This is a genomic window from Mycolicibacter minnesotensis (genome assembly GCF_010731755.1).
Lineage (GTDB): Bacteria > Actinomycetota > Actinomycetes > Mycobacteriales > Mycobacteriaceae > Mycobacterium > Mycobacterium minnesotense.
On the sequence record NZ_AP022589.1, the window covers coordinates 3101550 to 3119836 of the forward strand.

General features: G+C 62.3%; 12 protein-coding genes and 3 rRNA genes. 11 read left to right on the forward strand and 4 right to left on the reverse strand.

From position 1 onward, the window contains the following. Positions 1-4: 4 nt before the first annotated feature. The 3 genes from atpD to G6N09_RS14415 are packed head-to-tail and all read left to right on the forward strand — an operon-like array spanning position 5 to position 2292. Complete coding sequence (gene atpD / locus G6N09_RS14405) at positions 5-1435, forward strand: F0F1 ATP synthase subunit beta (protein ID WP_083027834.1); 1431 nt, start codon at positions 5-7, stop codon at positions 1433-1435. A gap of 34 nt (positions 1436-1469) precedes the next feature. Further along, positions 1470-1835: a F0F1 ATP synthase subunit epsilon gene (locus tag G6N09_RS14410; RefSeq protein ID WP_083027833.1), complete on the forward strand. Its 366-nt coding sequence runs from the start codon at positions 1470-1472 to the stop codon at positions 1833-1835. Positions 1836-1848: 13 nt separating this feature from the next. After that, positions 1849-2292, forward strand: a complete 444-nt coding sequence (locus G6N09_RS14415) for a DUF2550 domain-containing protein (protein ID WP_083027832.1) — start codon at positions 1849-1851, stop codon at positions 2290-2292. Between the two features lie 24 nt (positions 2293-2316). Here the strand turns inward: G6N09_RS14415 and G6N09_RS14420 are convergent, their stop codons facing one another. Beyond that, on the reverse strand, positions 2317-2907 hold the full coding sequence (locus tag G6N09_RS14420) for a cob(I)yrinic acid a,c-diamide adenosyltransferase (RefSeq protein WP_083027831.1): 591 nt from the start codon (positions 2905-2907) through the stop codon (positions 2317-2319). A 100-nt stretch (positions 2908-3007) separates the two neighbouring features. Between G6N09_RS14420 and murA the strand changes: the two genes are divergently transcribed. From murA to G6N09_RS14450, 6 genes are all read left to right on the forward strand, one after another. Next, positions 3008-4261 carry a UDP-N-acetylglucosamine 1-carboxyvinyltransferase gene (gene murA / locus G6N09_RS14425; protein WP_083027830.1) on the forward strand — a complete coding sequence of 418 codons (1254 nt, stop codon included), beginning with the start codon at positions 3008-3010 and terminating at the stop codon, positions 4259-4261. Between the two features lie 369 nt (positions 4262-4630). Further along, positions 4631-6165 (forward strand): 16S ribosomal RNA (locus tag G6N09_RS14430). 347 nt (positions 6166-6512) lie between these two features. Next, positions 6513-9631: ribosomal RNA gene (locus tag G6N09_RS14435) — 23S ribosomal RNA — on the forward strand. 146 nt (positions 9632-9777) lie between these two features. Further along, positions 9778-9890, forward strand: a 5S ribosomal RNA gene (rrf, locus tag G6N09_RS14440). Together the 16S, 23S and 5S rRNA genes form the textbook arrangement of a ribosomal RNA operon. 259 nt (positions 9891-10149) lie before the next feature. Then, positions 10150-11208 (forward strand): PE-PPE domain-containing protein, encoded by a 1059-nt coding sequence (locus G6N09_RS14445; protein WP_234807102.1) that lies wholly within the window; start codon positions 10150-10152, stop codon positions 11206-11208. Between the two features lie 124 nt (positions 11209-11332). Then, positions 11333-12499 (forward strand): PE-PPE domain-containing protein, encoded by a 1167-nt coding sequence (locus G6N09_RS14450; RefSeq protein WP_234807101.1) that lies wholly within the window; start codon positions 11333-11335, stop codon positions 12497-12499. Positions 12500-12509: 10 nt separating this feature from the next. Here the strand turns inward: G6N09_RS14450 and G6N09_RS14455 are convergent, their stop codons facing one another. After that, positions 12510-12998: a methylated-DNA--[protein]-cysteine S-methyltransferase gene (locus G6N09_RS14455; RefSeq protein ID WP_083027622.1), complete on the reverse strand. Its 489-nt coding sequence runs from the start codon at positions 12996-12998 to the stop codon at positions 12510-12512. Continuing rightward, positions 12995-14500 carry a DNA-3-methyladenine glycosylase 2 gene (locus G6N09_RS14460; RefSeq protein ID WP_083027630.1) on the reverse strand — a complete coding sequence of 502 codons (1506 nt, stop codon included), beginning with the start codon at positions 14498-14500 and terminating at the stop codon, positions 12995-12997. Before G6N09_RS14460 ends, G6N09_RS14455 begins: the two co-directional genes overlap by 4 nt. A 95-nt stretch (positions 14501-14595) precedes the next feature. On the opposite strand from G6N09_RS14460, the gene glsA reads away from it, so the two are divergent. After that, positions 14596-15870 (forward strand): glutaminase A, encoded by a 1275-nt coding sequence (gene glsA, locus G6N09_RS14465; RefSeq protein ID WP_083027621.1) that lies wholly within the window; start codon positions 14596-14598, stop codon positions 15868-15870. A gap of 6 nt (positions 15871-15876) precedes the next feature. Here glsA and G6N09_RS14470 read toward each other — a convergent pair whose 3' ends face one another. Beyond that, complete coding sequence (locus G6N09_RS14470; protein WP_083027620.1) at positions 15877-17481, reverse strand: adenylate/guanylate cyclase domain-containing protein; 1605 nt, start codon at positions 17479-17481, stop codon at positions 15877-15879. Between the two features lie 46 nt (positions 17482-17527). On the opposite strand from G6N09_RS14470, the gene nucS reads away from it, so the two are divergent. Beyond that, positions 17528-18202 (forward strand): endonuclease NucS, encoded by a 675-nt coding sequence (gene nucS, locus G6N09_RS14475; RefSeq protein WP_083027619.1) that lies wholly within the window; start codon positions 17528-17530, stop codon positions 18200-18202. The last annotated feature ends 85 nt before the right edge of the window (positions 18203-18287 follow it).

The following is an 18287-nucleotide window of genomic DNA, read 5'->3' on the forward strand; positions in this document are numbered from 1 at the left end:
GATAATGACTGTTACCGCTGACAAGACAACCGCCGGCCGCGTGGTGCGCGTGACCGGGCCCGTCGTCGACGTCGAGTTCCCCCGGGGCGCGGTGCCCGAGCTGTTCAACGCGCTGCACGCCGAGATCTCCTATTCTGAGCTGGCCAAGACGCTGACCCTGGAGGTCGCCCAGCACTTGGGTGACAACCTGGTCCGCACCATCTCGATGCAGCCCACCGACGGCTTGGTGCGTGGCACCGAGGTCACCGACACCGGGGCAGCGATCTCGGTGCCCGTGGGCCACGAGGTCAAGGGCCACGTGTTCAACGCACTGGGCAACTGCCTGGACAAGCCGGGCTACGGCGAAGACTTCGAACACTGGGGCATCCACCGCAAGCCCCCGCCCTTCAACGAGCTGGAACCGCGCACCGAGATGCTCGAGACCGGTCTGAAGGTCGTCGACCTGTTGACCCCGTACGTGCGTGGCGGCAAGATCGCCCTGTTCGGTGGCGCCGGCGTGGGCAAGACCGTGCTGATCCAGGAGATGATCAACCGTATCGCCCGTAACTTCGGTGGCACCTCGGTGTTCGCCGGCGTGGGTGAGCGCACCCGTGAGGGCAACGACCTGTGGGTCGAGCTCGAGGACGCCAACGTGCTCAAGGACACCGCTTTGGTGTTCGGTCAGATGGACGAGCCGCCGGGCACCCGTATGCGCGTGGCCCTGTCCGCACTGACCATGGCCGAGTGGTTCCGCGACGAGGCCGGCCAGGACGTGCTGCTGTTCATCGACAACATCTTCCGGTTCACCCAGGCCGGCTCTGAGGTATCCACCCTGCTCGGCCGTATGCCGTCGGCCGTGGGTTACCAGCCGACGTTGGCCGACGAGATGGGTGAGCTGCAGGAACGCATCACCTCGACCCGTGGCCGGTCCATCACCTCGATGCAGGCCGTGTACGTGCCTGCCGACGACTACACCGACCCGGCGCCGGCGACCACGTTCGCTCACCTGGACGCGACCACCGAGCTGTCCCGTGCGGTGTTCTCCAAGGGCATCTTCCCCGCGGTGGACCCGCTGGCCTCCAGCTCGACCATTCTGGACCCGGCCATCGTCGGTGACGACCACTACCGCGTTGCCCAAGAGGTCATCCGGGTGCTGCAGCGTTACAAGGACCTGCAGGACATCATCGCGATCCTCGGTATCGACGAGCTGTCCGAAGAGGACAAGCAGCTGGTCGGTCGGGCGCGGCGTATCGAGCGTTTCCTGAGCCAGAACATGATGGCGGCCGAGCAGTTCACCGGTCAGCCCGGCTCGACGGTTCCGCTGAAGGAGACTATCGAAGCCTTCGACCGCCTGACCAAGGGTGACTTCGACCACCTGCCCGAGCAGGCGTTCTTCCTGATCGGCGGCCTCGACGACCTGGCCAAGAAGGCTGAGAGCCTGGGCGCCAAGCTGTGACCGAGAATCCAGTGACGGCGAAAGGCGGTGGGTAATGGCAGAGCTTGACGTTGACATCGTCGCGGTCGACCGCAAGGTGTGGTCGGGCAAGGCCACGTTCATCTTCACTCGGACCACCGTCGGTGAGATCGGCATCCTGCCGGGCCACATCCCGGTGGTTGCCGAGCTCGTCGATGACGCCATGGTCCGGGTGGACCGCGTCGAGGAGGGCGAGCTGCGGCTGGCCGTCCACGGCGGATTCCTGTCGGTGACCGACGAGGGTGTCAGCATCCTGGCCGAGGCGGTCGACTTCGCCGCAGAGATCGACGAGGCGACCGCACGGCACGAGGCCCAGTCCAGCGACCCGAAGACGGCCGCACAGGGACGGGCCAGGCTGCGCGCCCTGGGTGTGATCGACTAATAGGCGTGAACCGATGAGCACGCCCATGATCTGCATGGTCGTGCTCGTCGTCGTTCTCCTCAGTGCCGTTGTGGCACTCAGCTACCGCTTGTGGAAGCTGCGGCAAGGAGGCACGGCGGCGATCATGCGCGACCTTCCGGCTGTCGGCGGACACGGCTGGCGCCACGGTGTCATCCGCTACCGCGGCGGAGAGGCTGCCTTCTATCGACTCTCCAGTGTTCGGCTCTGGCCGGACCGCAGACTGAGTCGTCGCGGTGTGGAGGTAGTCTCGCGCCGTGCGCCCCGTGGCGACGAGTTCGACATCATGACCGACGAGATCGTGGTGCTGGAACTGTGCGACGTCAGCCAGGACCGTCGGGCCGGCTTCGAGATAGCCATGGACCGCGGCGCACGGACGGCGTTCCTGTCGTGGCTGGAGGCACGCCCGTCGCCGCGGGCCCGGCGTCAGAGTTATTGATCAGGTCGAAATTGTTGGCCCGTACTACTTTTCGGGGCGGTCGGTGCGATCGCCGCCGGGCATCCACAGCACGTCGCCGTCGGTGTTGGCCACTCGGCACAACACAAACATCAAGTCCGACAACCGATTCAGGTACTTAGCCGGCAGGATGGACACCCCATCCGGGTGGGCCTCGATCGCGGCCCAGGCCGAACGTTCGGCCCGGCGCACCGCGGTGCGGGCAACATGTAGCAACGCCGACAGGGGTGAACCGCCCGGCAGGATGAACGAGTCCAGTGCGGGCAGCTGTGCGTTGTATTCGTCACAGGATGCCTCGACCCGGGCGATGTAGTCCGCGGTGATCCGCAGCGGCGGGTACTCGGGGTTCTCGGCAACCGGCGTGGCCAGGTCCGCGCCCGTGTCGAACAGATCGTTCTGGATCTGTAGCAGGGTGGCACGCATCGAATCGGCGGGCTTGCCCAACGCCACAGCGACGCCGATGGCCGCATTGGCCTCCTCGACGTCGGCATAGGCCACCAGCCGCTCATCGGTCTTGGGCACACGGGAGAAGTCGCTGAGGCCGGTTGTGCCGTCGTCGCCGGTACGGGTGTAAACGCGAGTGATGTGTACGGACATAGGTCCTAGATTAGCGCGCAGGGTCGTCGCCACGAGGTCGTAGTTCGTGGGAGTCCGGATTGGTCGGGATCAGGCTCGTGTCGTCACTACACTGACCCGAGTGGGAGAGCGTTTTGTTGTTACCGGGGGTAGCCGCCTGTCCGGTGAGGTGGCCGTCGGTGGGGCTAAGAACAGTGTCCTGAAACTGATGGCCGCGGCCCTGTTGGCCGAGGGCACCAGCACGATCACTAATTGTCCGGACATCCTCGACGTACCGCTGATGGCCGAGGTACTGCGCGGGCTGGGCGCCAATGTCGAACTGGACGGCACCACGGTGCGCATCACCTCCCCGGACGAGCCCAAGTACGACGCGGACTTCGCCGCGGTGCGGCAGTTCCGGGCTTCGGTGTGTGTGCTCGGGCCACTGGTGGGCCGTTGTCTGCGGGCGAAGGTGGCGTTGCCCGGTGGCGACGCGATCGGTTCGCGGCCACTGGACATGCACCAGGCCGGCCTGCGGCAGTTGGGTGCCACCTGCAATATCGAGCACGGATGTGTGGTGGCGCACGCCGATAAGTTGCGTGGGGCGGAGATCCAGCTGGAGTTTCCATCGGTCGGAGCCACCGAGAACATTCTGATGGCTGCGGTCCTGGCCGAAGGCGTGACGACCATCCACAATGCTGCGCGCGAGCCTGATGTCGCCGACCTCTGCATGATGCTCAACCAGATGGGGGCGCAGATCGAAGGTGCGGGGACTCCAACCCTGAAGATCACCGGCGTGCCGCGTCTTCATCCGACCGAGCACCAAGTGATCGGTGACCGGATCGTCGCCGCGACCTGGGCGATCGCTGCGGTGATGACACGCGGCGATATCGCGGTCACCGGTGTGGACCCATCGCACCTGCAGCTGGTGCTGCACAAGCTGCACGACGCGGGTGCCACGGTGACGCAGTCCGATAACGGGTTCCGGGTGGTCCAGTACGACCGGCCCAAGGCCGTCAACGTCGCGACCCTGCCGTTTCCGGGATTCCCCACTGATCTGCAGCCGATGGCGATCGGCCTTGCGGCTGTCGCGGACGGCACGTCGATGATCACCGAGAACGTCTTCGAAGCGAGGTTCCGGTTCGTCGAAGAGATGATCCGGCTGGGCGCCGATGCTCGAACCGACGGCCACCACGCGGTGATTCGTGGTCTGCCGCAGCTGTCCAGCGCACCGGTGTGGGCCTCCGACATTCGGGCCGGCGCCGGGTTGGTCCTTGCGGGCCTGGTCGCGGACGGAGAAACCGAGGTCCACGACGTTTTTCACATCGATCGCGGATACCCGTTATTCGTTGAGTATCTAGGCGATTTGGGCGCTGAGATAGAACGTGTAATATAGGTCAAGCAGGCGGGCCGCGGGAGCGGAACAGCCGGCAGTCTGGAACTCCTTCTGGAAGCCCCGAAAATCTCGGAGTTGACTTCAAGTCAGCGAAAGAGTATAGTAGCGGGGTTGCCTGAAGCCAGGTAGCAAGACTGGAACTCCTTCTGGAAGCCCCGAAAATCTCGGAGTTGACTTAGCGCCAACTCGAGAGTATAGTAGTGGGGTTGCCTGAAGCCAGGCAGGCGTGTTGTTTGAGAACTCAATAGTGTGTTTGGTGAAATTTTTTGTTGTTGTTTTTGCCATGCCTTTGGCGCCCCGTGTTGGGGGTGTGGCGTTTTTTGATGTCAGTTTTTGACTGATGTTTTGGGATTGTTTCCAAATAGTTTTTGTTTGGAGAGTTTGATCCTGGCTCAGGACGAACGCTGGCGGCGTGCTTAACACATGCAAGTCGAACGGAAAGGCCCCTTCGGGGGTACTCGAGTGGCGAACGGGTGAGTAACACGTGGGTGATCTGCCCTGCACTTTGGGATAAGCCTGGGAAACTGGGTCTAATACCGAATAGGACCGCATGCTTCATGGTGTGTGGTGGAAAGCTTTTGCGGTGTGGGATGGGCCCGCGGCCTATCAGCTTGTTGGTGGGGTAATGGCCTACCAAGGCGACGACGGGTAGCCGGCCTGAGAGGGTGTCCGGCCACACTGGGACTGAGATACGGCCCAGACTCCTACGGGAGGCAGCAGTGGGGAATATTGCACAATGGGCGCAAGCCTGATGCAGCGACGCCGCGTGGGGGATGACGGCCTTCGGGTTGTAAACCTCTTTCAGTATCGGCGAAGCTCCAAGGTTTTCTTTGGGGTGACGGTAGGTACAGAAGAAGCACCGGCCAACTACGTGCCAGCAGCCGCGGTAATACGTAGGGTGCGAGCGTTGTCCGGAATTACTGGGCGTAAAGAGCTCGTAGGTGGTTTGTCACGTTGTCCGTGAAAACTCACAGCTTAACTGTGGGCGTGCGGGCGATACGGGCAGACTAGAGTACTGTAGGGGAGACTGGAATTCCTGGTGTAGCGGTGGAATGCGCAGATATCAGGAGGAACACCGGTGGCGAAGGCGGGTCTCTGGGCAGTAACTGACGCTGAGGAGCGAAAGCGTGGGGAGCGAACAGGATTAGATACCCTGGTAGTCCACGCCGTAAACGGTGGGTACTAGGTGTGGGTTTCCTTCCTTTAGGGATCCGTGCCGTAGCTAACGCATTAAGTACCCCGCCTGGGGAGTACGGCCGCAAGGCTAAAACTCAAAGGAATTGACGGGGGCCCGCACAAGCGGCGGAGCATGTGGATTAATTCGATGCAACGCGAAGAACCTTACCTGGGTTTGACATGCACAGGACGCCGGTAGAGATATCGGTTCCCTTGTGGCCTGTGTGCAGGTGGTGCATGGCTGTCGTCAGCTCGTGTCGTGAGATGTTGGGTTAAGTCCCGCAACGAGCGCAACCCTTGTCTCATGTTGCCAGCACGTAATGGTGGGGACTCGTGAGAGACTGCCGGGGTCAACTCGGAGGAAGGTGGGGATGACGTCAAGTCATCATGCCCCTTATGTCCAGGGCTTCACACATGCTACAATGGCCGGTACAAAGGGCTGCGATCCCGTGAGGGTTAGCGAATCCTTTAAAGCCGGTCTCAGTTCGGATTGGGGTCTGCAACTCGACCCCATGAAGTCGGAGTCGCTAGTAATCGCAGATCAGCAACGCTGCGGTGAATACGTTCCCGGGCCTTGTACACACCGCCCGTCACGTCATGAAAGTCGGTAACACCCGAAGCCGGTGGCCTAACCCTTGTGGAGGGAGCCGTCGAAGGTGGGATCGGCGATTGGGACGAAGTCGTAACAAGGTAGCCGTACCGGAAGGTGCGGCTGGATCACCTCCTTTCTAAGGAGCACCATTTTCCCCCGTCCCCGCAACAGTGCGGGATGTGATGGTTGGGATATTTTTCGCTGGTGGCCTGTAGTGGGTTGCTGGTGGTGCAGATTGTTTTTAGAAGCAACAACTTTTTTGATCACCAACTGGCGGGTTTTCCTGTCGGCCGGCTTTCGGGTTGGGCACACTGTTGGGTCCTGAGGCAACAGGCCTGTTTTGCCCCGTTGTGGGGTGGGTGTGTTGTCGCTCCATCTTGGTGGTGGGGTGTGGTCTTTGTTTTGTGAATAGTGGTTGCGAGCATCTAACAAGCAAGATTTTTGTCTTGTTTGTTTTGCAATTTTTGTTCTTGGTTTTTGTGTTTGTAAGTGTTTAAGGGCGCATGGTGGATGCCTTGGCATCGAGAGCCGATGAAGGACGTAGGAGGCTGCGATATGCCTCGGGGAGCTGCCAACCGAGCGTGGATCCGAGGATGTCCGAATGGGGAAACCCGGCACGAGTGATGTCGTGTCACCAACTGGTGAATGTATAGCCAGTGGGGAGGTAACGCGGGGAAGTGAAACATCTCAGTACCCGTAGGAAGAGAAAACAAAATGTGATTCCGTGAGTAGTGGCGAGCGAAAGCGGAGGATGGCTAAACCGTATGCATGTGATACCGGGTAGGGGTTGTGTGTGCGGGGTTGTGGGAGCGTCATGTCTGGGTCTACTCGCCTGGAGGACAGTGAAAAAGTGTTGTGGTTAGCGGAAGTGGCTTGGGATGGCCTGCCGTAGACGGTGAGAGCCCGGTACGTGAAAACCCGATACCTGTCTTGTGACGATTTCCCGAGTAGCAGCGGGCCCGTGGAATCTGCTGTGAATCTGCCGGGACCACCCGGTAAGCCTGAATACTACTCGATGACCGATAGCGGATTAGTACCGTGAGGGAATGGTGAAAAGTACCCCGGGAGGGGAGTGAAATAGTACCTGAAACCATGTGCCTACAATCCGTCAGAGCCCTCTCTTAGTAGTGGGGTGATGGCGTGCCTTTTTGAAGAATGAGCCTGCGAGTCACCGGCACGTCGCGAGGTTAACCCGTGTGGGGTAGCCGTAGCGAAAGCGAGTCTGAATAGGGCGTATCCAGTCCAGAGGGGCTGGTGTAGTGGCGTGTTGTGGACCCGAAGCGGAGTGATCTACCCATGGCCAGGGTGAAGCGCGGGTAAGACCGCGTGGAGGCCCGAACCCACTTAGGTTGAAGACTGAGGGGATGAGTTGTGGGTAGGGGTGAAAGGCCAATCAAACTCCGTGATAGCTGGTTCTCCCCGAAATGCATTTAGGTGCAGCGTTGCGTGTTTCACCGGAGGTAGAGCTACTGGATGGCCGATGGGCCCTACTAGGTTACTGACGTCAGCCAAACCCGAATGCCGGTGAGTGTAAGCGTGGCAGTGAGACGGCGGGGGATAAGCTCCGTGCGTCGAGAGGGAAACAGCCCAGATCGCCGGCTAAGGCCCCAAAGCGTGTGCTAAGTGGAAAAGGATGTGCAGTCGCATAGACAACCAGGAGGTTGGCTTAGAAGCAGCCACCCTTGAAAGAGTGCGTAATAGCTCACTGGTCAAGTGATTGTGCGCCGATAATGTAGCGGGCTCAAGCACACCGCCGAAGCCGCGGCAATACGTAAGTATTGGGTAGGGGAGCGTCCTGCATCCGGTGAAGCCACAGAGTGATCTAGTGGTGGAGGGTGTGGGAGTGAGAATGCAGGCATGAGTAGCGATGAGGCAAGTGAGAACCTTGCCCGCCGAAAGACCAAGGGTTCCTGGGCCAGGCCAGTCCTCCCAGGGTGAGTCGGGACCTAAGGCGAGGCCGACAGGCGTAGTCGATGGACAACGGGTTGATATTCCCGTACCCGTGTGTGAGCGTCCCTGATGAATCCATTCTGCTAACCACCCAAATGGTGGACGACTTTATCCTTCGGGATGAGGCGTTTATCGGCTGCGTGGGACCCGGGTGGGTAGTAGTCAAGCGATGGGGTGACGCAGGAAGGTAGCCGTACCAGTCAGTGGTAATACTGGGGTAAGCCCGTAGGACGTCAGATAGGTAAATCCGTCTGGCATATAGTCCGAGAGGTGATGCATAGCCGATTGCGGCGAATTCGGTGATCCTATGCTGCCAAGAAAAGCCTCTAGCGAGCACGCACACGGCCCGTACCCCAAACCAACACAGGTGGTCAGGTAGAGAATACCAAGGCGTACGAGTTAACTATGGTTAAGGAACTCGGCAAAATACCCCCGTAACTTCGGGAGAAGGGGGACCCCCATACCGTCAACACCCTTGCGGTGGGCAGCGGGAGAGGGTCGCAGAAACCAGTGAGAAGCGACTGTTTACTAAAAACACAGGTCCGTGCGAAGTCGCAAGACGATGTATACGGACTGACGCCTGCCCGGTGCTGGAAGGTTAAGAGGACCGGTTAACCCTTCGGGGTGAAGCTGAGAATTTAAGCCCCAGTAAACGGCGGTGGTAACTATAACCATCCTAAGGTAGCGAAATTCCTTGTCGGGTAAGTTCCGACCTGCACGAATGGCGTAACGACTTCTCAACTGTCTCAACCATAGACTCGGCGAAATTGCATTACGAGTAAAGATGCTCGTTACGCGCGGCAGGACGAAAAGACCCCGGGACCTTCACTATAGCTTGGTATTGATGTTCGATGCGGTTTGTGTAGGATAGGTGGGAGACTGTGAAACCCGCACGCCAGTGTGGGTGGAGTCGTTGTTGAAATACCACTCTGATCGTATTGGACCTCTAACTTCGAACCATGAAACTGGTTCAGGGACAGTGCCTGGTGGGTAGTTTAACTGGGGCGGTTGCCTCCTAAAATGTAACGGAGGCGCCCAAAGGTTCCCTCAACCTGGACGGCAATCAGGTGTTGAGTGTAAGTGCACAAGGGAGCTTGACTGTAAGACTGACACGTCAAACAGGGACGAAAGTCGGGACTAGTGATCCGGCACCCCCGAGTGGAAGGGGTGTCGCTCAACGGATAAAAGGTACCCCGGGGATAACAGGCTGATCTTCCCCAAGAGTCCATATCGACGGGATGGTTTGGCACCTCGATGTCGGCTCGTCGCATCCTGGGGCTGGAGCAGGTCCCAAGGGTTGGGCTGTTCGCCCATTAAAGCGGCACGCGAGCTGGGTTTAGAACGTCGTGAGACAGTTCGGTCTCTATCCGCCGCGCGCGTCAGAATCTTGAGGAAACCTGTCCCTAGTACGAGAGGACCGGGACGGACGAACCTCTGGTATACCAGTTGTTCCACCAGGAGCACGGCTGGATAGCTACGTTCGGACAGGATAACCGCTGAAAGCATCTAAGCGGGAAACCTACTCCAAGACCAGGATTCTCACCCTTTTAGAGGGATAAGGCCCCCCGCAGACTACGGGATTGATAGACCAGACCTGGAAGCACCGTAAGGTGTGCAGGGAACTGGCACTAACCGGCCGAAAACTTACAACACACAAGAAACAACAATTGTGTTGCCCGCAACCACAAACCACAATTCATAACCACACCCCACCACCAAACTACAAAGCTTTGGTGACACGGTGGAAACAGCCCACCCCCAAAACCGGGGGTCGGCCCACCCAACAAAAAAATAGAGTTACGGCGGAAATAGCGACAGGGAAACGCCCGGTCCCATCCCGAACCCGGAAGCTAAGCCTGTCAGCGCCGATGATACTGCCCTATCGGGTGGAAAAGTAGGACACCGCCGAACACAATTTAGTGAAACGCCCCCCGACTATGTCGGGGGGCGTTTCCATTTTGTGGGCTACCTGGGGTTCGCAGAGCTTGCCGGCGAGAGGGATCGGGTGTTTGCTGTTGCGGGATACGAGGCGGAACTATAGCGTTAAGCCGCAGTTAAGCTGCTTAACAGGAGGATTCGCGTGCACCCACAACTTTGCCTGCCACTCGTCGCGAGTGTTGCAGCTGCCGGCCTCGTCGCGGGCGCACCCGCCACATCGTCGGCCTCCTCCGTGCACACGTCAGCCTTCACGCTCACCGGCAACGGCACGTCGCTCGGTGACGGTATCGCCTACATCATGGGCGGGACCGGGATGCCGCAACCGTCGGAGCGGTTCCTCGACGCGGTTGACGAGCTTTACCTGCAACCCCACGGATTCGGCGGCGAGCTGTTCTCGTTGTGGACCCCGGAGAACGTCAGTTCGACCTCCCAAGCGGTCGGCGGCCAGATCCTCTACAACGCGGTCATGGGCCAGATCAACGGCGGCGAAGTGGACGCCGACAATCCGGTGGTGGTCTTCGGCTACTCGCAGAGCGCCTCGATCTCCGTCCGCCTGATGGAGCGCCTCGCCGACGAAGGTGTATCCGACGACTTGGTCCGGTTCGTACTGATCGGCTCCCCGGGAACCAGCGGCGTTCCCACCGACCTCTACCACACCGACGTCTACAACTATGAATACGATCCGGTTGCCTTCCAGCCGACCTACTTCAACCCGTTGTCGTATGTCAACGCCGCGCTCGGATTCCTCTACGGGCATTCGGTGTTGTTGAGCGCGACTCCCGAGCAGGTGGCCTCGGCGATTGAACTGCCGACCTCGGACCCTGATTCGCTGGCCAGCTTCTACATGATTCCCTCGGAGTTTCTTCCGGTATTGGCGCCGCTGCAGCTCATCCCGATTCTGGGGCAGCCCCTGTACGAGTTGCTGGAACCCGTCACGCGGATCATGGTGAACCTCGGCTACGGCAATATCGAGAACGGCTGGCCGCCAGGCGCCGTCGATGCACCGGGCGGTTCCGGGCTGTTCCCCAACGTCGACCTCGGCGAGCTGCTCTCCGCGCTGGGCAACGGCGTGCAGTCGGGAATCACCAACGCGATCGACACCTTGCTGGACCCGGACAACTACCAGATCATTCCCCTGATCGAGCACCCCTCGCTTGCGGCGATCATTCAGGAGGGCTACATCGTGGGCGCCATCGACTCGCCGACCCCGACGTTGAGTGAAGCCCTGACGGGTCTGGTCGAGTTCTTCCAGGGTTTCACCGACACCACCGAATACCCGATGCCGGCGTAGGTATGGGGCGCCCGGTGGTCGGTTGCCGTGCACCGTGCCCGGTGAATCCGCCGCTGCTATTGCACGGGTATTTACTGCGCAGTACCGTTCAGGTCTGACTCAGTAAATTTCTAGGGGGTCTGGCGTGCGGGTTTACTCTTGCCTACCGCTGGTGGCCAGTGTCGCGGCCGCGAGTGTCATCGCCGGACCGCCGTTGGCGTCGGCGGCGAGCCCCCAGGCTCCCGCGGTTGCACTGACCGGCAACGGAACGTCCTTGGGGGACGGGATTGCGTTGGTCATGGGCGGGACCGGTATTCCTCAGCCCCCTCCGGCGTATCTGGACGCGATCAACGAGCTGTACCTGCAGCCCCACGGATTCGGAGGTGAGACGGTCTCGCTGTTCACGCCGGAGAATGTCAGCGACACGTCACGTGACGTAGGCCTGCAGCTGCTGAAGAACGCGGTGGCCACTGAGCTCAACAGCGGGGAAGTAGACGCCGACAATCCGGTCGTGGTGTTCGGCTACTCGCAGAGCGCCGGCATCTCCGTGGGATTGATGCACTGGCTCGCCGAGAATGATGTCTCCAATGACCTGGTGCGTTTTGTGCTGATCGGTTCGACGGTCACCAGCTCTGTCCCGACCGACCTGTACCACACCGACGTCTACAACCATGAATACGACCCGGTCGCCTTCCGGCCGACGTACTTCAACCCCTTGTCCGATCTCAATTCCACGCTGGGCTTCATCTACGGTCACTCGGTACTTCCGAGCGTGACGCCCGAACAGATCGCCTCGGCGATCGAGCTGCCGGTCTCGGACCCCGACTCGCTGACCACCTTCTACATGATCCCTTCGGAGATCTTGCCGCTCCTGGCTCCGTTGCAGTTGATCCCGATCCTGGGCCAGCCACTCTACGAATTGTTGGAGCCCGTCACTCGGATCCTGGTGAACCTGGGGTACGGCAGCATCGAGAACGGCTGGCCGCCGGGGGACGTCGATGGGCCCGCGGCTTCGGGGCTTTTCCCCACCGATATTGACCTGGGCGAGCTTTTCACTGCGCTCGGCAGGGGCGTTTTCGACGGGATCAGCAACTCGATCAGCAGCTGGTTCGACCCCGACACCTACATGATCTACTCGCTCGAGGATCACCCGTCGTTGGCTGGGATCATCAACACGGGCTACCTCGCGGGGTACCTCGACTCCCCGAATCCGCCGTTGGGCGAAGCGCTCACGGGACTGGCCAACTTCTTGGCGGCGTTCACCGATACCACTCCGTACCCGATGCCCGATCCGGTAGACCTGTTGGGCTGACAGTCCTCGGTCAGAACAAGGTGGCGTGGGTACGCCGGCGTTCGAGTTCAAGCAGCGACTTCTTGCGGTCAATGCCGCCTCCGTAGCCGGTCAGGCTTCCGTTGCTGCCGATGACGCGGTGGCACGGCACGATGATCGAGATCGGGTTGCGGCCGTTGGCCAGACCGACTGCACGCGACGCGGCGGGCGATCCGATCTGGCCGGCCAGCTCCCCATAGGACCGTGTCTGGCCATAGGGAATGGTCAGCAGGGCGGTCCACACCCGGCGCTGGAAGTCGGTGCCCACCAGCGCGTAGTCCACATCGAATTCGGTGAGCTGGCCCGCGAAGTAGGCCGACAGCTGCTCCACCACATCGGGAAACACGGTGTCGTCCCGCTCCCAGCTGCTTCGGCTGGGAGCGTGCGCATGGTCGAGCATGAGCAGATGGCTGAGCCTGCCGTCGTCACCGGCCAGCGTGAGCGGGCCGATCGGACTGTCGATCGTGCGATAAGAGGTCATGCGATCTCCTTCGATACCGGGGGCCAGCGGTTGACGGCGTGGTCGAGGCTGGTCCAGAGATGTTGGGTGGCATAGGAACGCCACGGTCTCCAGCGTGCGCTGCGTTGGACCAAGGCCCGCGGACTGTGCGGCAGTCCATGGTGGCGGGCGGCCACGTGAAGCCCCAGATCGGTGACGGGAAAGGCGTCGGGGTCGCCGAGGCCGCGCATGGCGACCACCTCGGCGGTCCATGCTCCTATCCCGGGCACGGCCATCAGGTCGTGGCGGGCGCGTTCCCAGTCGCATCCTGCGCTCAGTTCGAGGGTGCCTTCGGCCAAGCGCTCGACCAGCGCGAGGAGGGTCCGCCGGCGAGCCCGGGGAAGGGCAAGCTGCTCTGGATCGAGATCGGCGAGGCGCTCCGCCGGGGGAAAGACGTGGGTGAGGCCGCCGTCGGGATCGTCGATCCGCTGACCGTGCGCAAGCACCAACCGGTGGGCGTGGGTGCCCGCGGCTTTGGTTGATACCTGCTGACCGAGCACCGCGCGTATCGCGAGCTCTTCCTCGTCCACGGTCCGTGGAATGCGTTGTCCCGGTGCCTTGGCCACCAACGGGGCCAGTTCGGGGTCGCCGGTGAGGGCCTCGACGACGGCTTGCGGGTCGGCGTCGAGATCCAGCAGTCTTCGGCAACGGGTGATCGCCGCTGTGAGGTCGCGAAAGTCGTCGAGGACCAGCCGGCAGCGGACGTGATCGGGGGCGGGCCACAGGCTGGCCACCCCATTGCCGTGGGGCAGGCGCAGGGTGCGCCGGTAAGCGCCGTCACGGATCTCCTCACAGCCGGACACTGCGCATGCCGCCAGATGACCGAACACGCCCTCGAACGCGAACGGGGTCCGAACCGGTAGGCGCAGCGAGATCACACCCGGCCCACGGACGTCGTGGCCTGAGCCTGCTCGTGATCGCCCCACGGCAGTGCCTCGCAAAGCGGTGGGAGTGGTCGCGCACACCGTTCGGATGGTGTCGTTGAACTGCCGAATGCTGGCGAAGCCGGCAGCGAAGGCGACATCGCTCAACGGCAGATCTGTGGTCTCGATCAGGACGCGTGCGGCCTGGGCACGCTGCGCGCGGGCCAGCGCCAGCGGACCCGCACCGACCTCGGCCTGCAGCAGACGCTGCACTTGGCGGGCGGAATAGCCGAGGCGATCGGCGAGCCCGACCACGCCGTCGCGTTCGACGGTGCCGTCGGCGATCAGGCGCATTGCTCGCCCCACCACATCGCCGCGGACGTTCCATTCCGGCGAACCCGCCGCGGCGTCCGGCCGACACCGCTTACAGGCGCGGAAGCCGGCACGCTGGGCCGCGGCGGCGGTGGGATAGAACTCCACATTCGGCCGCAGCGGGGTGCGCGCCGGGCAGCTGGGCCGGCAATAGATTCGCGTCGTACGTACGGCGGTGATGAACCAGCCGTCGAACCGGCCGTCCTTGGACTGCACGGCGCGGTAGCGGCGGTCGAAGTCGTCGTGCACGCCTTCCACGATGACACGACGCGGGTGGCAACACTAGCGGGAAAACGACAACGCAGTGCGGGGCCGTACTGAGCGGTGGGGGCTAGCATCGGTGCGTGGCGGCGCTGGTGCAGCAGTACTTGGACGGGATCCTGGCTGAGCACGCTGGAGCCAACCATGGGGCCCTGGCCAGTTATATCCCCGAGCTCGCCCAGGTAGACCCGACGAAGTACGGCCTCGCGCTGTCGTCGTCGGATGGCTATGTCTACCAATGCGGCGATGCCGAGGTGCCGTTCACGATGCAGTCGATATCCAAGCCGTTCACCTATGCGCTGGCGCTCGATCAGCTCGGCCACGCCGACGTCGACGCCCGAATCGGGGTGGAGCCCTCCGGGGAGGGCTTCAACAAAATCAGCGTCGATCAGGTCACCAATGTGCCGAAGAACCCGATGATCAACGCCGGCGCGATCGTGGCGTGCTCGCTGATACCGGGCAAGACCGTCGAGGACAGGTTCGACCTCGTTCGGGAGTTCTTCAGCGCCTGCGCCGGGCGCACCCTGGACTTCGACGAAGCCGTCTACGACTCGGAGCGGGCCAGCGGCAGCCGCAACCGCGGGATTGCCTATCTGCTGGACAGTTTCGGGGCACTGGGTGCTGACCCCGACGATGCTCTGGATCTCTACATCCGCCAGTGCTCACTGAAGGTCACCAGTGTCGACCTGGCCCGGATGGGGGCCACCCTAGCCCGCGGCGGACTCAACCCGTTGACCGGGCGACAGGTGACCGATGCCGCGGTGGTGCGGCGCACCTTGTCGGTCATGGTCACCTGCGGCATGTATGACGCGGCGGGCGCGTGGGTCAGTGCAGTCGGGCTGCCGGCCAAAAGCGGTGTGGCCGGCGGGATCGTGGCGGTGCTGCCCGGCCAGCTCGGCATCGGCGTCTATTCGCCGCGGATCGACGCCAAGGGCAACAGTGTGCGCGGGATGCTGGTGTGTCGCAGTCTTTCCCAGCAACTGGGGCTGCACTTCCTGACGGTCAGCAGTGAGGCTCATGCGGCTATTCGCGGGGTGTACATGCCGCGGCCGGGTGTAAGGGTCTATGAGGTGCATGGCGATCTGCTCTTCGCGGGGGCCGAACAGGTGGCCCGCACCGCGACCCGCGACTGCGGTGAATACGACACCGCGATTCTCGATGTCTCCCGGTTGCACACCATCAGTGAGCCGGCGCGGGGCCTGCTCGCGGGCTTGTCGGAGGAGCTACGGGCACTGGACAAGCAGGGACTCCTGGTCGATCCCGACGGATCGGTGACGCCCGACTCATCTGCCTATGCCGGGCTGGTTTTCGCCACCGTCGAGGACGCGTTGGGCTCCACCGAGACCTGGGCGGAGTAGCCGGGACTACAGCGGGCTGGCGAGCACGGTGGGCTGCTCGTAGCCGCGCAACACAATCGAGTCACCCACGACCCAGTGGGCCTGTTCGCTGATGCTGGCCGCGTACATGGTCTTTGCGGTGGTCAGCAGCTGTACGGGTTGGGTTTTGGCCAATTCGCACAGCCGGGCGGCCTCGTTGACCGGTTCCCCGATCACGGTGTATTCGAACCGCTCCTTGGCGCCGACGTTTCCGGCGACCACCTGTCCGGCGGCCACGCCGATACCCGCCCGGATCTCGGGCACTTCGTCGGCCAGGCGATAGAGGATGCCCCGCGCTGCCGCCAGGGCCTCTTCCTCGGGCTGGTCGAGGTGGTTGGGGGCACCGAAGATCGCCAACGTGGCGTCCCCCTCGAACTTGTTGATCAGGCCCTGGTGGCGGTCGACCTCATCGACGACCACCGCAAAGAACCGATTCAAGAGATTGACGACTTCGGTCGCGGGTTTGGCGGTGACGATCTGTGTCGAGCCGACGATGTCGACGAAAACCACGGCGACGTGGCGCTCCTCGCCGCCAAGCTGGATCTGGTCACGTTCCGCGGCGGCCGCCACCTCGCGCCCCACATGGCGGCCGAACAGATCGCGCACCCGCTCGCGCTCTCGTAGGCCGTGCACCATCGCGTTGAAACCGCTCTGCAGCTCGCCGAGTTCGGTTCCGTCGAAGACCACCAGGTCGCCTTGCAGATTGCCCTGCTCGATGCGCTTCAGAGCAGCGCGCACCACCCGTACCGGGGTTGCGGTGAGCCAGGACAGGATCAACATCAGTAAGAAACCGAAGATCAGGGTTGTCACCGACGCGATCAGCACGGCGACACCGAACTGGGTCAACGTCAGGTTCTTGAGCACCACCGCGAACAGTGCCGCCAGGGCAATACCCATGATCGGCACACCCGAGGTGAGAAACCAGACCAGCATGGTCCGGCCCATGATCCCGGACAGGATTCGCCGCGGCGGTGGGCCGGCGGCGAGCGCCTGGGCGGCCACCGGTCGCAACGCGAATTCGGTGAAGAGGTAGCAGGCGGTGGCCACCAGGATGCCGCAGACGCTCATGGTGAACCCGATGATCGGGATGAAGATCTTGTCGTACATCCCGTAGAGCACGGTGAACACCACCGTCGCCACACCCCATAGGGCCAGTACCACCTGGGCGATCCGCCATGGGGTCAGGAAGGCGTTGCGTTCATCCTCCCGCGTCGGCGGCTGTTCCTTGATGGCCCAACGCAGTTTTTTGATGGTGCGCCGGGTGATCACGTACGTCCCGCCGATCAACGCGGTCACCACGTAGGCCGGCACCAGCCCGAACGTGAGCCATGCCGGCGCGTCGTCGAACACATTGGGGACCGGGAACGCCACCGTCACCAGCAGCACGTCCACGGCGACGCCCAGCAGGTTTGTGCCCACCATGACGACGGTCAGGATGAACTGGATGCGAATCCGCCGTAGGTACTGGCTTTCTGACACCTGACCCAGCAGCCAGGAGCCGTATTCGGGTGTCTCGGGCAGCCGACCGCTCTGACGGGTGAGCATCTCCAATGCTCGGCCCAGGCGTTGTGCGGTTGTCTTCGGCGGCTTCATCGTGGCGTAAGAATAATTGCTCGGCGCTGCCCTTAAGGTGGATCGGATGCGACTCGTGATCGCCCAGTGCACCGTTGACTATGTCGGCAGGCTCACCGCGCACCTGCCCTCTGCCCGGCGACTGCTGCTGTTGAAGGCCGACGGTTCGGTCAGCGTGCACGCCGATGACCGTGCCTACAAGCCGCTGAACTGGATGAGCCCGCCATGCCGTCTCACCGAGGAGACCGGCGGCGAATTGCCGGTGTGGGTGGTGGCGAACAAGAAGACCGGCGACCAGCTGCGAATCACCATCGAGGAGATCGAGCACGACTCCAGTCACGAACTCGGCATTGACCCCGGTCTGGTGAAAGACGGCGTCGAGGCCCAACTACAGGTGTTGCTTGCCGAGCACGTCGAGCTGCTGGGCGAGGGCTACACGCTGGTGCGTCGCGAGTACATGACCGCGATCGGACCGGTCGACCTGTTATGTCGCGACGAGCAAGGCCGAGCGGTCGCAGTGGAGATCAAACGGCGCGGCGAGATCGATGGCGTAGAGCAGCTCACCCGATACCTAGAACTGCTCAACCGCGACAGCCTGCTGGCGCCGGTCAGCGGGGTATTCGCCGCTCAGCAGATCAAGCCACAGGCCCGCACACTGGCCACCGACCGCGGTATTCGTTGCCTGACACTGGATTATGACGCGATGCGTGGCATGGACAGCGACGAGTTCCGGCTGTTCTGATCTGCCCGCCCCGGAATAGAAGCAGACGGGGCGGCGTTGGACGCACTCGTGGCAGTCAATCCCCGATTCCAGGACCTGTTCCAGC

Coding starts and splice junctions, on each gene's coding strand:
- nucS (WP_083027619.1), top strand. CDS start 17,528: ATGCGACTCGTGATCGCCCAGTGCACCGTTGACTATGTCGGCAGGCTC.
- G6N09_RS14415 (WP_083027832.1), top strand. CDS start 1,849: ATGAGCACGCCCATGATCTGCATGGTCGTGCTCGTCGTCGTTCTCCTC.
- atpD (WP_083027834.1), top strand. CDS start 5: ATGACTGTTACCGCTGACAAGACAACCGCCGGCCGCGTGGTGCGCGTG.
- G6N09_RS14410 (WP_083027833.1), top strand. CDS start 1,470: ATGGCAGAGCTTGACGTTGACATCGTCGCGGTCGACCGCAAGGTGTGG.
- G6N09_RS14420 (WP_083027831.1), bottom strand. CDS start 2,907: ATGTCCGTACACATCACTCGCGTTTACACCCGTACCGGCGACGACGGC.
- G6N09_RS14470 (WP_083027620.1), bottom strand. CDS start 17,481: ATGAAGCCGCCGAAGACAACCGCACAACGCCTGGGCCGAGCATTGGAG.
- G6N09_RS14455 (WP_083027622.1), bottom strand. CDS start 12,998: ATGACCTCTTATCGCACGATCGACAGTCCGATCGGCCCGCTCACGCTG.